At 51.0% G+C, this 13,396-nt stretch carries 15 protein-coding genes and 1 riboswitch; of the genes, 4 read left to right on the top strand and 11 right to left on the bottom strand.

Going from position 1 to position 13,396, the window contains the following annotated elements:
* Nucleotides 1–23: 23 nt before the first annotated feature.
* Nucleotides 24–536 carry a MogA/MoaB family molybdenum cofactor biosynthesis protein gene (locus tag C8J48_RS00315; protein ID WP_107724415.1) on the top strand — a complete coding sequence of 171 codons (513 nt, stop codon included), beginning with the start codon at nucleotides 24–26 and terminating at the stop codon, nucleotides 534–536.
* Nucleotides 537–553: 17 nt separating this feature from the next.
* On the opposite strand, the gene C8J48_RS00310 is transcribed toward C8J48_RS00315, so the two are convergent.
* From C8J48_RS00310 to C8J48_RS00285, 6 genes are all read right to left on the bottom strand, one after another.
* A complete protein-coding gene (locus tag C8J48_RS00310) occupies nucleotides 554–1,036 on the bottom strand; it encodes a GNAT family N-acetyltransferase (RefSeq protein WP_107724414.1) in 483 nt (160 codons plus the stop codon).
* A 35-nt stretch (nucleotides 1,037–1,071) separates the two neighbouring features.
* Nucleotides 1,072–1,428: an arsenate reductase family protein gene (locus C8J48_RS00305; RefSeq protein WP_107724413.1), complete on the bottom strand. Its 357-nt coding sequence runs from the start codon at nucleotides 1,426–1,428 to the stop codon at nucleotides 1,072–1,074.
* 222 nt (nucleotides 1,429–1,650) lie between these two features.
* Complete coding sequence (locus tag C8J48_RS00300; protein ID WP_107724412.1) at nucleotides 1,651–2,208, bottom strand: cob(I)yrinic acid a,c-diamide adenosyltransferase; 558 nt, start codon at nucleotides 2,206–2,208, stop codon at nucleotides 1,651–1,653.
* 178 nt (nucleotides 2,209–2,386) lie between these two features.
* A complete protein-coding gene (locus C8J48_RS00295; protein WP_107724411.1) occupies nucleotides 2,387–3,202 on the bottom strand; it encodes a heme ABC transporter ATP-binding protein in 816 nt (271 codons plus the stop codon).
* Between the two features lie 24 nt (nucleotides 3,203–3,226).
* Nucleotides 3,227–4,258, bottom strand: coding sequence for a FecCD family ABC transporter permease (locus C8J48_RS00290; RefSeq protein WP_342748199.1), 1,032 nt, complete (start codon nucleotides 4,256–4,258; stop codon nucleotides 3,227–3,229).
* 20 nt (nucleotides 4,259–4,278) lie between these two features.
* A complete protein-coding gene (locus C8J48_RS00285; protein ID WP_107724410.1) occupies nucleotides 4,279–5,328 on the bottom strand; it encodes an ABC transporter substrate-binding protein in 1,050 nt (349 codons plus the stop codon).
* 34 nt (nucleotides 5,329–5,362) lie between these two features.
* Nucleotides 5,363–5,551: riboswitch (cobalamin riboswitch) on the bottom strand.
* 221 nt (nucleotides 5,552–5,772) lie between these two features.
* Between C8J48_RS00285 and C8J48_RS00280 the strand changes: the two genes are divergently transcribed.
* Nucleotides 5,773–6,615: an alpha/beta hydrolase family protein gene (locus C8J48_RS00280; protein ID WP_170105018.1), complete on the top strand. Its 843-nt coding sequence runs from the start codon at nucleotides 5,773–5,775 to the stop codon at nucleotides 6,613–6,615.
* Between the two features lie 332 nt (nucleotides 6,616–6,947).
* On the opposite strand, the gene C8J48_RS00275 is transcribed toward C8J48_RS00280, so the two are convergent.
* The 4 genes from C8J48_RS00275 to C8J48_RS00260 form a co-directional block, all read right to left on the bottom strand.
* Complete coding sequence (locus C8J48_RS00275; protein ID WP_107724408.1) at nucleotides 6,948–7,742, bottom strand: DUF2797 domain-containing protein; 795 nt, start codon at nucleotides 7,740–7,742, stop codon at nucleotides 6,948–6,950.
* A gap of 96 nt (nucleotides 7,743–7,838) precedes the next feature.
* On the bottom strand, nucleotides 7,839–8,405 hold the full coding sequence (locus C8J48_RS00270; RefSeq protein WP_107724407.1) for a glycerol-3-phosphate acyltransferase: 567 nt from the start codon (nucleotides 8,403–8,405) through the stop codon (nucleotides 7,839–7,841).
* A gap of 37 nt (nucleotides 8,406–8,442) precedes the next feature.
* Entirely contained in the window at nucleotides 8,443–9,015 is a 573-nt protein-coding gene (locus C8J48_RS00265) for a nitroreductase family protein (protein ID WP_107724406.1), read from the bottom strand.
* 66 nt (nucleotides 9,016–9,081) lie between these two features.
* A complete protein-coding gene (locus C8J48_RS00260) occupies nucleotides 9,082–10,131 on the bottom strand; it encodes a YkvI family membrane protein (protein WP_107724405.1) in 1,050 nt (349 codons plus the stop codon).
* 171 nt (nucleotides 10,132–10,302) lie between these two features.
* Here C8J48_RS00260 and C8J48_RS00255 point away from each other — a divergent pair, with 171 nt between their 5' ends.
* Both C8J48_RS00255 and C8J48_RS00250 read left to right on the top strand, forming a co-directional pair.
* Entirely contained in the window at nucleotides 10,303–10,782 is a 480-nt protein-coding gene (locus C8J48_RS00255) for an NUDIX hydrolase (RefSeq protein WP_211316568.1), read from the top strand.
* 341 nt (nucleotides 10,783–11,123) lie between these two features.
* Complete coding sequence (locus C8J48_RS00250) at nucleotides 11,124–12,755, top strand: GMC family oxidoreductase (protein WP_107724404.1); 1,632 nt, start codon at nucleotides 11,124–11,126, stop codon at nucleotides 12,753–12,755.
* A 76-nt stretch (nucleotides 12,756–12,831) separates the two neighbouring features.
* On the opposite strand, the gene C8J48_RS00245 is transcribed toward C8J48_RS00250, so the two are convergent.
* A complete protein-coding gene (locus C8J48_RS00245) occupies nucleotides 12,832–13,251 on the bottom strand; it encodes a DUF1259 domain-containing protein (protein ID WP_107724403.1) in 420 nt (139 codons plus the stop codon).
* Nucleotides 13,252–13,396: the final 145 nt, after the last annotated feature.

Genomic DNA, 13,396 nt, shown 5'->3' with positions numbered 1-13,396 from the left:
AATAAATCGGAAGGGGAAAGCCCATGTCTGTCCAACAACATCGTCGTGAAGCGCCTGACACCGTCGCCTGCATGATCGTCACCGTCTCCGATACCCGCACCCGCGATACTGACAAAAGTGGAGGGTTAATACGGGAGCTGCTGGAGGAGGCTGGTTACCGCGTAGTGGATCACCGCATTGTGCCGGATGAATATAAACAGATCCAAGCTTTGCTCCAGGAAGGGGCGGCACGAGCAGAGGTAGAAGCGATATTGCTCAACGGCGGAACCGGCATCGCCAAACGGGATACCACCCTGGAAGCGGTACGGGAGCTGCTGGATAAAGAGATGCCCGGATTCGGCGAAATCTTCCGCTACCTTAGCTATGCGGAAGACATCGGCTCCGCCGCCATTCTGAGCCGTGCGATCGCCGGAGTCTTCCACGATACCGCCATCTTCTCCATGCCAGGCTCCAGCGGCGCCGTCCGCCTGGCGATGAGACGTTTGATCATCCCAGAATTGCGCCATGTCAAGCGGGAGATTGATAAGGATCTTTAGGTTGATCGCAAAGCAGGTTAATCCTGCTCCAACCCCTTTATGAAAAGCACACGGTCGTTTCCAGGGCCGTCATAGTCGGTATGAATAGAAATCCCATCTTGTTGGCAATCTCCCTCCACGATCTGAAATCCCATCTGGCGATGATACACGATCGAAGTCCGATTCACCGGAGAAGTGACACAACGAATCGTACGACGCTCGTGCTGTCGCGCCTTCTCAAAAAATCGACGATACAGCCGCCTTCCCAACCCCTGTTTTCGATATTCCGGGTGGACCCCAACAAAGTGGATATAGGCTTCCTCCGGCACTGACGGCGAAAAGAAACCAACCAAAAAGGCGGCGATTTCACCTTTGTTTTTTTCGATAACAAACGAAGTATGAGAAAAATGCACAAAAAACAGGCGGGGAAGCATGGCGGACATCAACCGCCCGCCCCACCATTCATCCAAGCGGGGATGGATCGAGTGAAAATCCGCCTCTGTCAGCTTACGCAGATTCATTTTCAACCTCCTCCTGTACACAAAAGGTGACAGGTTTATCCCCAAGCCTCATCGAAGACCTTCTCATTAAAACCAACCGTTGCCTTCTTCCCGTCCGTAACGATGGGGCGTTTGATCAACATCCCGTCGGAGGCTAACAACTCCAGTTTCTCCTGATCGCTCATCCCTTTTAACTTCTCTTTCAAATTAAGCTCACGATATTTTTTACCACTGGTGTTAAAAAACTTCTGGAGAGGTAAGCCACTTTGCTTCACAAACCGGTCCAACTCTTCCTTTGATGGAGAATTGTCCACGATATGGCGGGTTTCAAAGGAAATATCGTTCTCCTCCAGATATTTTTTCGCCTTGCGACACGTTCCACAGGGGGGATATTCGTACATAAGTAGAGCCATCAACACTTCCTCCTTCAATCAAAAAACAATCCTTTTTAGTATACCATTCCATAATGGATTAAAGCCCACGAGGTATTCGTGGGCTTTAATTGATGATACTCATGAGTGAAGCGACTGTGGCGAGACTTGTGCTTTAGTGCCAAGGGTGCTACACCGGAATCGTTCCCTCTTCCTTTTAAGCAGCTCAACTCACAGAACAAACGAGTGCGCTGTTAGACGCTCTCAACGAAACACTTGCCCGCCCCGTTTATACTCCACATCATCCACGCCATCGCGGGCATTGGCGGCACGGGCAACGGCAAAGAAAAAATCGGAGAGGCGGTTGAGATAGCGCCGTACCTCGTCATTGGTCTCCTGCTCTTTTGCCAAGCTGACAACCCGACGCTCGGCCCGGCGGGTAAGGACGCGGCAAACATGAAGAGCGGAAGAGAGCGAAGAACCACCCGGTAAGATAAAGCGTTGAATCTCCGGTGCCTCTTCATTGTAGCGATCAATCCATTTCTCTAAGTGCTCCACCATCTCCGCCGACACTTTATACTGCCGTTTGCGGCCCGCTTGGGCCAAATCACCGCCGACGTCAAATAGTTCATGTTGGATCTCGGTCAAATCCCGAATCATATCGCCATGCCGTTGTGGGTCCATTCGTATGATGGCTTCGCTGACAAAAGCGTTTACCTCGTCCGTGGTGCCATACGCTTCCACCCGGATATCGTCTTTGTCGACACGCCCGCCCACTACGCTGGTCTGACCGGCGTCACCGGTACGAGTATAGAGACGCATCCAGACCACCTCCTTCTCTGATCATGGTTGGGTAAACTATCGGGCCTTGCACACCAAAGCACTAGTCTCGCCTTAGTCGCTTCGCTCCCAGGTCTCGCTTCACCCGAAAACCACCTCTCCTGATATACAATCTAATATCCCGGAATGGGTACAAGCCAGAATCCCATCCCGTCAAGCTTCAACCCATACCCGATTGCTTCAGGTGAGAAGCACTTTCCACCCCTTGCGCTTGCAGCAGTACTTGCGGAACGCCAGTGGTGGGATGCGAGATCATGATCGGTTTTACCCCATATACATCCTCGATTAAGGAAGAACGCAATACCGTTGCCGGTCGTCCTTCCATTACTACTTTCCCGTTTTTCATCAACAACAGCCGCTCGCAATATTGAGCCGCTAGATTAAGGTCGTGAAAAACAACCAGCACCGCCAATCCGCATTTCCGCTGCCAACGTTGGATATGATCCAGGATAGACAACTGATGAGCAATATCGAGATAAGTGGTGGGTTCATCCAGCAACAGACAGGACGGTTCCTGTGCCATCGCTTTGGCGATTGCCACCTGCTGCCGCTCGCCGCCACTCAACCACTGAACGGAGCGGTGGCGCCAAGGTGCTAACCCGGTCTGCTGCAAAATCCGCTCCACCACCTCCCGATCCCGGCGCTCCGTCCAGGGCCAAAAGCCCTGATGGGGATGACGTCCCATAGCGACAACTTCTTCCACTGTAAACGGAACCGGCGGCAACCCTTCCTGTGGAAGCACCGCCAACTGACGAGCCCGTTGCCGTTGACCCCAGGCAGCCATCTCTTTTCCCTGAAAGCGAACCTGGCCCATATCAGGAGGCTCTTCCCCGCATAGAAGCCGGATCAGAGTCGTTTTCCCACAGCCGTTGGGGCCGATCAAGCCGACCATTTCCCCGGCGTGCAATGTCAGATTTACATTGCGTAGCACTTCTCGCCCCTGGCGCTGTTTACTTACCCCAATCGCTTCCAGCATCCCGCTCACTCCTTTCACTCTTCGTCATGGTGGCGGGGATTCCTCCCAACCGTGCCGACTGTGTCGCCGTAGCAGCCACGCAAAGAACGGTGCTCCGATAAAAGCGGTAATGACACCAATCGGCAACTCCCGCGGATCCATCAACATGCGTGCACCGGTATCCGCCCATACCAGGAAAACGGCTCCTCCCAAAGCGGACAACGGCAACAACACCCGATGATCCGGTCCCGTCAGCATCCGGAGCAAATGGGGGATAATCAACCCGACAAAGCCGATTGTACCGGATACCGCCACCGCCGCCGCCGTCATCAATGTGGCGGTTACCAGCAACACCAGTCGTACCCGCTCCACCGGTACACCCACATGGGCGGCGGACCGTTCCCCCAAGGCCAATAAGTTTAACGTACGGGCCAGCAGCCAGCTGAGCAAGAGACCTCCAGTCAAAAAGGGAACGACGACCATTGCATGACTCCAATCCCTTAAAGCGACACTTCCCATTAACCAGTACTGGATTCGCTGCATTTCCTGGGCGGATACGGTGGCGATCATATAGGTAAGAATCGCACCAAAAAACGCTTGCACCACCACTCCGGATAAAATCAGCGTATCACGGCGCATCGTATTTCCGACACGAGCGAGGCTCAATACACAGACGAGTGCCAGCGCTGCCAGTACAAATGCCCACAACGGCACCGTCCACCGCCCCAACCAAGCGGCACCCCATCCGGTAAAGATGGCAATAGCCGCCCCTACCGCTGCCCCCGAGGAGACCCCTAGGATATAGGGATCAGCCAAGGGATTGCGCAACAAACCTTGGAAAACGGCCCCCGCTGTCGCCAATGCCGCCCCCACCACCGCCGCCAATACGACACGGGGCAGACGAATTTCGCGAATGATCGCTTCTGTCACCGCATCGGTTTCCACTGATCGCACCGGTTTGATCATGACCGCCCACGCATCAAGCATGCCAATATTAGCCGATCCAATCGAAACGGCCAAAGCCATCGAAAGCAGCAACAACACTGCCAACGACAGCAACCATAATCCTAAACGCAAGCTCCAACGGCTCCCCATCATCATTTGGCGACTTCAGCGTATGCTTCTGGATACAGCCCTTCCGCTATCTGCAGGAGACCCTGGGTGATCCGGGGGCCGGGACGGCTGATCAGATTGGAATCTACCCGTTGGATACGGTCATGTTTGACGGCATCGATTTCCTGCCAACCACCACGGGATTGAACCGCCTTCTCATCCCCGTGCGTAAGGAGAATAACATCCGGATTCCATTGGATCACGGTTTCTGAAGAGACAGGGTCCCATCCCTCATGGTCAGCGGCTACATTTTCTCCACCGGCAGCGGTGATCAATTCATCTATAAACGTGCCTTTTCCCGAAGTATGCAAATCAGAGGAGACTTCCATCCACACCTTCACTCTCTCCTTGTCATCCTTTACCGTTGCCGCTACTCGTTCCGCCAGTTCCTTCTCCTTTTTCATGTCAGATATCACTTTTTCCGCTTGCTCCATCGCTCCGGTTGCCTGTCCCACATTGTGGATCATCTGAAAAACATCATTCAAATTCTGCGGTTCATAGCTGAGAACAGTTAGTCCCAACTCCCGTAGTTTATCGATTGTCTCCTGTCCATTCACTGGAGAGGCCAATACCAGATCCGGCTTCAGCTCGGCTACCTTTTCCACATTGATCGTCATATCGCCAACCTTTTCTACCTCTTTTACCTCTTCGGGATAATCGTCATTGGTAGTGACTCCCACTACTTTCTCTCCCAATCCGAGGGCATATGCCGTCTCGGTCATGCTTGGAATCAGAGACACGATCCGCTGCGATTCATCGTCGATACTCACTTCGGCATCCGTATCATCCGTCAGGGTAACCGGAAACCCTACCTCTGTCTGTTGCGGCTTCGCCCCTTCTTTGTCGGCGGCAGACGGTGCCTGACAGCCCACGCTCCAAACCATCGCCAAGGTCAACACCAAGGCCAATACACGAAAACGGCTCCACATCTCCCAACCATTCCCTTCTGGATGACAAAATAAAAAAACCGCTCGCCCGAGGCAAAAGGGTTTCACAGGCATTCCTTGAACAGAGGACACCGATGTCCACAACAAGGTCCCGCGCTCTCCTTTACCTCGAAGGAGATCGCAAGCGTACCGGTGAAGGGCAGGTCTCCTGGCTCATGGATCATCGCTTTACCGCGCCTTCCCGTCCTGAAGGACAGTGGCTGTATGCGGTTTCGCTTCCCATTGACAGTGGCGGGACCGCGCCGGATTTGCACCGGCTTCCCTTTTCACTTCCGCCCGTAAGCGAAAGACCCTTCACCTATCCACTTGTGGCTACATTATAGCTGATTGTCAGAAAATGTTCAATTCGGAAGAAAAGGAGGAACAAAAAACCCACTTGGCAAATCGGCAGTCGGGAGGTACGCTGGAAAGCAAGCAGGGGCTTCCACAAATGAAACAGTAAGAGCACGCAGTCTCAAAAATCCTTCCCTGATCAACACGTTTGTTTTTTGCTATCGTTTCCTGATAGACATGAGAGAGGAGGAGAATCGATTGTCAGAAGTAGAAACCGATCCCTTTCACTTAAGCCTGCCACAGGAAGAACGGGTAATCCGAGGAGAGGTGCGGCTAACCCCTTCTACCCAACCATTGCCGACCGTGATTTTGTGTCATGGTTTTAAAGGCTTTCGCCGTTGGGGGTTTTTCCCCTATGCCGCAGAAGCGTTGGCACAGGCCGGTTTTGCCGTTATCACCTTTGATTTTTCTATGAACGGCATCGGTGCAGATGGGGAAAACTTCACCGAGTTGGACCGATTTGCCCACAACACCTACAGCCGTGAACAAGAAGATTTAGCCCGTATCCTACAAGCACTCAAGCAGCAGGAACTCCCCCAGAGCGACGCGATCGATCCCCAACGGTTGGCGTTGGTGGGACACAGTCGCGGTGGAGCCAACAGCTTGTTGTTTGCGCTTGACCATCGCGAGGTGGATCGAGTCATCTTATGGAACAGCATCGCCCGACCCGACCTCTTTTCTCCTGAACTAAAAGAGCGCATCCGTCGCGAAGGGCGGGCCACTATTCCCAATGCCCGCACCGGCCAGGATATGCCGATCGATCGGGAGGTATTAGATGATCTCGAAGCAAACCGGGAGCGCTATGAGCTGTTGCAACGCTTAAAGGGATACGAAAAGCCGGTGCTGATTTTACACGGGGACGCCGATCTCTCCGTTCCTCCCGACACGGCTAAGAGACTGGCGGCAGCGATTCCCACTCACAAAACTCATTTTCTCGCTGGAGCCAATCATACATTTGGGGCGGTTCATCCCTTTCAGGGTACTACACCACAGTTGGAGGAAGCAGTGAGGCACACCGTCTCCTTTTTACAAAAACTCTAATCTCGCTAAAAGTATGAACAGCATCTTTTTTGCGGCAACGAAAAGACCGGCCAGCTGGCCGGTCTTTTCGTCTCAAGGGGGTCAAACTCTTTTTATCGAATAATAGGAAGGAATCGCAATTGTTAAGGTGTTGCTATTATTATATCCAATTTAAAAATGTATGTCAATCACAATAGCATCAAAAAATGAAAGCCATTCCATCTTTTTTCGTTTTTTCACTTTGATCAGCTTGTTAATAAGCACTTCAGCGTTTCACTTGACAAAACGAGATTTGCTTTATGGATGTTTCAGTAAAACATATTTTTTGTAGCCTAATGAAACAGAAGCAACGATTACTCAAACATCAAAGCGACTGTATATCCGCAAAATTTCCGCACATTTAGTACACCTGTATCCAGAATCAGATATTGCCCTTTGATTCCGATCAATGTACCATCCACTTCCGCATGCTTGTCCAAATTCCATGCCGCAATTTTTTCCGGGACGGAGATATGGGGATAAGCAAAATGAGTAACTGTTGCGTCATTCAATAGATACGGTTGATACTTTTCCGGAACATACTTATGTAATTCTTCTTTTACATCTGTCAAGTTGCGGTAGGTGATTTCGTTTTTCAGCATACGGCGCCAATTGGTCTTATCTGAGACATACTGGGACAGATGGACTTCCAATTCCCCAGCATCTTTCCGTGTGGGTACCTCTGCGATCGGCAAGGCGGCAACAGCCCCCTGATCTACCCAACGCTCAATGGTACGGATCTTCCGGGTGATTCCCACCTTAACATCACTGCTGAGCGCCAGATAAACGATATGGGGTTGAAGGCAATGGGCTTCCGCAAATGCATTGTCGCGACAGGTGCCCTGATGATAATGACATTGTTGCGGTTTGACGATACAGAGATCATTTTCAGGCAATGCGCGAAAACAAGGATAGCAGGAACCGGCATTATAAGTCTTTTTTATTTTACGGCCGCAGTGGATACAGTGGATCTCACCCTGATATTGAATCCGAATTCTTTTTCCGACTACATCATTGATCGGTGTAACCTGATCACCCAGACGAAAGAAATACGATACGGGAGCAGTTGGTTTATGCTGCAATGCCCGCAAGCTTCCCACCAGTTTCATGCTAACGTTCCCCCATCGGTAAGCTTAAGATTCGCCTTTCATTGTACCGAAAGGGTGTACCCTTGCCCAGTGGATTTCACAATTTTGCCACTGTCGTCAACGAAACCATTTCCAACGAAAAGGGATCTCCAAGCCCCGCTTCCAACGATTTAAATCCCCCCAATGCCGATACAGAATCAAGCCTCCGGCGGCAAAAACGACTAAAATCACATACAGTTGCGGAAACAGCACCAAAGCCAGTACCATCACCATTACTGCCGTCACCATCGTGGACAATGAAAAGTAGCGGGTAATGAGCAAGCTGAGTCCATAGATGAGAAATCCCAGCAAAATCAAGGGTGGACTGAGCACCAGCAGGGAACCGGCAGCAACCGCCGCACCATCCCCACCTGAAAAACGGCGAAAAACGGAAAATACATCTCCGATCACAGCGGCGATGGAAGCGACAGCCGCACCAATCCAACCGGCCAACAACAGGCCGACTACGGCGGCTACCACCCCTTTGCCCACCTGGGCTCCTAGAAAAACGAGCGGGAATTGTACGTTTTGTTGATGGCTGGAAGAAAGCATTCGTCGTAGGCGGGATCGGTTCCACTCCCACAGGTAAGTGACCGGCAATGAACCAATCAAGTAGGCAATGACAATCACGAGAATCAGAGTCATATCTGCCCCCCTCTCCGCATCTAATCGCTTTGATCGATCAACTTTCCAACCAAGTCACCTTTTCGGCAATCGGTAACCGGGGACGCTCCTTGGGCAATATCGCGGGATGGCCGATATAGAGAAACCCGAGCAAGGTTTCCCGTTCTGATAAATCGAAAAAGGCTTTCATCTTAGGAGAATATGTGGGCTTGCCTGTGCGCCAAATGGCACCCAGGCCCAACGCATGGGCTGTCAACAAGGCATTCTGAACGCCGGCGGCCACCGCACAGATCTCCTCAATCTCCTCTACTCTGGAGTCTGCCGATGGCGAGACGGCAGCGGCAATAATGACGGGAGCGCGCAAAGGCTTTTCCCTTTCCCTCTCCAGCTGGCTTGCGGCTTCCACCCGCTCATCCTCCGTCATTCCTTCCGCCTTGATCTCCGCCATCACCTCACCCAGCCGATTACGAGCGTTTCCACTCAAGACAAAATATTTCCACGGCTGGGTCATATGGTGGTTGGGTGCCCATCTCGCCGCCTCCAACACTTTCTCAATCAAAGAACGATCAGGCATTTCCGCAGCCACTTTTCCTACACTGCGGCGGGTTCGAATCGCTTGGTTGATATCCATCATATTCCCTCCTCAATTATGAACCTTTTTTCTATTGTAGGGCAGGATACTCACTTTTCGCATCTTTTATGGATACTGCGGATAGCGTCGCCATGCCAACAACACCAACACCGCCATCCCCAGTACGCCGAACAAGGGATAAATTTTCCCCACTAATACCGGAAATCCGATCAAGGAACACAGGTACCCCAAGATAAAGATCGCTCCCATCAATGAATGAAGGCTAAGTGAAACCCGCTGCTCAAAGTGGGCCGCCAATCCGTAGACATTTCCGATCAAGGTGGTAAAGATCTCCCCCCACATCACCGCGAGAAAGAAATACTTCATCCCTTCCCCCAGCGTGGCGATAACAAGGGCAATCGGGATTTCCATTCCCAAGACCATCGGTGTTTTCAAAGAAAGGGCAAAGTTGCAGGAAAGGAGCATCACACCCAGTCCAACGCCTCCCATCAAACCACCCATCCGCAATGTCTTTACATCTTTGATCTCGCCGCCCAAAGGAACCAGCACCGCTTGCGACATCGCCAGATTGAAGGCGACATAGGTGACAGCGGACAGGGCCCAATGACCTTCCCGGGCGAAAGAGTGAATCGCCCCCAAGCTTTCCCATCCCTCAGATTGAAGCCCCTGCACCCCAACGATCATGGTAAAAGCAAACATAAGTGGAACAACCAGCGCATTTACATTGAGAATACCATCCATCCCCCGCATAATGACAATTAACGCCACCAGCGATGTCGCAATCACTCCCAGATGAAAAGAGATTCCCAATTGTTCCTGAAACAAGGCGCCGGTACCGGACATCATCGCCGTCGTCACTCCAAACAGAATCAAACTGACTAGTCCATTCATCCACCGACCCCATCGTCTTCCAAACAGATAATTGTTAAACGCTTCATAACTGGTCGCTTGCAAATACGCTCCCATCACCATCATCCGAATCCCCAACCAGACAAACAGGCCGGTCACCACCAGAATCGCTAAAACCCCTTTTGCACCGTAAACAGTAAAAAACTGCATAATCTCCTGTCCTGATGCAAACCCGGCCCCTACAACCGTGCCAATATAGGTAAACCCCACCCGGGTTGCTGTCAGCCATCGCTCATGCAATACCACAACCAACCCTCCCCGTCGGACTCGCCCCTCCTATTCCAATCTATGGACAGGGCGGACAGGTTAGAACTGGGAACGAACCATGGCATGTTATAATGAAGAAACTTTTGCGTGGGGAGGATGATGGAGCTCTTTCTCCGTTTGTAACGGTTGGTAGATAAAGGGGGAGAACTCTTGCTAACTTTTGAAATGAATCGAGGCCGTTTTAACTTTCGTGTCGCGGGGATCGCGATTCATCGGGAGAGAGTGTTGTTGCACCGTTCCATGGCAGAAAGTTTCTGGTCCCTACCTGGGGGACGGGGGGAGTTAATGGAGGAGACTACCACCACCCTGAAGCGAGAAATGCGTGAAGAGTTGGAGAGCGATGTACAGGTGAAACGGCTTCTGTGGGTGGTAGAAAACTTCTACCACTACGAAAACCGAGACGTGCACGAGCTTTGTTTCTACTATTTGATGCATTTTCCGGCGGCAAGTCCAATTCTTGAACAGGCAGAGGGCTTTATCCGTTATGATGATGGGCAACCGATTCTGTTTCAGTGGCATCATTTACACGATCTTCGCGAGGTGGAATTATACCCATCTTTTTTAAAAAAGGACTTGAGAGAACTACCTGCGATGGTGATACACAAAGTTCATCGTGATGTGGATCATTGAGATATCTATCCCACCCACAAAAGAACATGAGACTGCTGACAAACCCGAACACAGATGGACGGCCGGATTTCCGTCTCCTTTCTCTTTCTCTTTCTCTTTCATCGATGATGGAGAGTCTACTTCGACTTGTCCATAACTTCTCGCCCTTGCAGGGCGTTTTTTTGTTTACCGGAAAAAGTCCGGCACATTGGACAACAGCGGAGCATATCCTACAGCATTTAACCAAGGGTGAAACAAAGAATCGTCGACTCACCATGTTGTCCACCGAAGAAAACCGCTCTCCAAAATGAAAGAGCGGTTTTTGGAAGGGTCCCTTTCTGAGAAGAGATGGAGGTCGTCTTATGCCTACAAATGACCAAAAACAATACTTCGATTATATCGTCATCGGCACCGGTCCGGCTGGGGCCGTAATCGCCAAGACCCTGAGTAACGATAAAAAAACGTCCGTCCTCGTTTTGGAAGCCGGAGATAATAACGATCGTGATCGACCGATCAAAGATTCTACCTTTGCACCTGAACTGGAAGAAAATTTTTTCCCGCAATACTTCTGGCAAGGTGAGGGGACACCGCAGGAAGGGGTAGATGACCGCTCTTTTGAATGGACCACCGGTCGTCTCTCCGGCGGCGGCACTTCTATCAACGGGGAGCAATATGTCCGACCAACGGCGGCCGTCTTCCGCGAATGGGAGCGTCTTTTGGGTCCGCAGTGGTCACCGCGACAGGCCTTAAGGCGATTCAAGGAATTGGAGAAATACAACGGAAAGACAAACAACCCTGCTGTACACGGTTATCGGGGACGAATCGATGTTAGGCAAGCTCCTGTCAACCCCACCATTATGGCTAAAAAGCTGGTTTTGGCGATGAAGCGAGCAACCGGATTCCCCGAAATTCTCGACTACAATGATCCGCGCACACCCCTGGGTCCCTTTACCCGCTGGCAATTGACTCAGAAACCAAATGGTCGCCGGGAAAGCGCATCCACCGCTTTTCTGTCAGCGGATATGATAACTCCTGACGGTCGGGGGGTTAACGGACGCAAGCTCAGGGTTTACTACCGCACAACAGCCCTTCGTGTACTTTTTTCCGACAAACGAGCCGTCGGGGTGGAATATTTGCGACAGGGAAAGTGTTTTTCCACTTATGCCCGTAAAAAAGTGATTATTTCAGCCGGAATCAACAGCGCTCAGCTTTTGATGCTTTCCGGGATCGGTCCGGCTGCCCAATTGAAAAAGGCGGGTATTCCCGTTCTTTTCAATAATCCGAATGTCGGTAAACACCTCCGTAACCATACCCTAAACACGGCAGTGTTTACCACAAATCGAAACGACCCCCCCTTACCTCCGAATGATCCCAATGCTCTTTACACCGGCGGTGCCTTTCTGCCCGATCCCACACCAGGCTCCCATCCACGGCGCCGGGCGGTACAGTTGATCGGGATCGGTTCCAATGGAACATTAACCATCGCCATTCTGTATTTGCGACCTAAAAGTCGAGGCTCCATCGTTATCCAAAACAATGATCCACTGAAGATCGTCCTAGCTGACGAAGGATTTCTAGCAAATCCCGCTGATTTGAAGGCCGTAAAAAACATTTACAAAACTTATATTAAAGAAATCGCCACTCAACTAGCCCAGATCGATCCAGCCTATCAACTTATTTCCCCATCGCCGGAAATGATTGATGATGATGCTCAGTTAGAAGAGTATATTAAAGAGGATTTTGATCACAACCATCACCAACAAAGTGCCTTACGCATGGCCCCGTTAAAAAAGGGTGGCGTCGTCGACCGTCAGGGACGGGTCCATGGGGTAAAAAATCTAATTGTAGCCGATGATTCCCTTGTTCCATTCACGGTGGATGGGAATACATCCGCCCCAGCATATCTCATCGGTTTAACGATTGCCCGGCAATTACAAGTGCAAAAACAGAAAACGTTCCGCTCAAAGATTCGATCGGAACCCACTGAGGAGTGATTGGAGCGATAACAGCAAAATCGCCCGGCGAGCGCGGGCGATTTTGTCAAGGGTAGATGGTAAACGGTTCTGTTGATCAGCCCAGGAAGGCGATGGATTGTTTCGTGTTTCTGGCGAATGTAATCGGATTTTGTATCGCTTCCCAATGGATATACATCAGACGGGGTTTCTCAAACAGCCAGTGATTATGAAGTGCGGTAACCGTAATGCCGTGACTTTGCAGATTGCGGATCAAACGGTTGGCCTGATTTTGAAAAACGGCCGTTTCCCCCAAACAGAGGGCACGTCCCGAACGGTCCAAGGATTCAAAGGAAAACAGCTGATAACGTACTAAGGGTGAAGTGGTACGTCTCCCCAAAATGGTCGCCCTAAACGGACGGTCACGACTGACAAAACAGACAGGGCCCTGTTCAATCTCATGTGTTCCACCCAAAATCGCCGCAAATTGGTTACATACTCTTCTAAACTCCGGAGTTACTTTTACTTGTTGTGCCATTAAAAAACCCCCTAGTAAAAATTGTTCGACATACGATATGTCCAAGTGGGGGGTTTTGTTTGTACAGATACCTTTGTTGAAGCCCATATTGTTACTATCCCACGAAAAGAGGCTGGTGTTAGAAAGTAGGTAGGAATCATAGCCA

This window comes from Desmospora activa DSM 45169, assembly GCF_003046315.1.
GTDB classification, from domain to species: domain Bacteria; phylum Bacillota; class Bacilli; order Thermoactinomycetales; family DSM-45169; genus Desmospora; species Desmospora activa.
The sequence above is the reverse complement of the archived record's forward strand: the minus strand, read 5'-3'. Positions and strand labels throughout refer to the sequence as shown.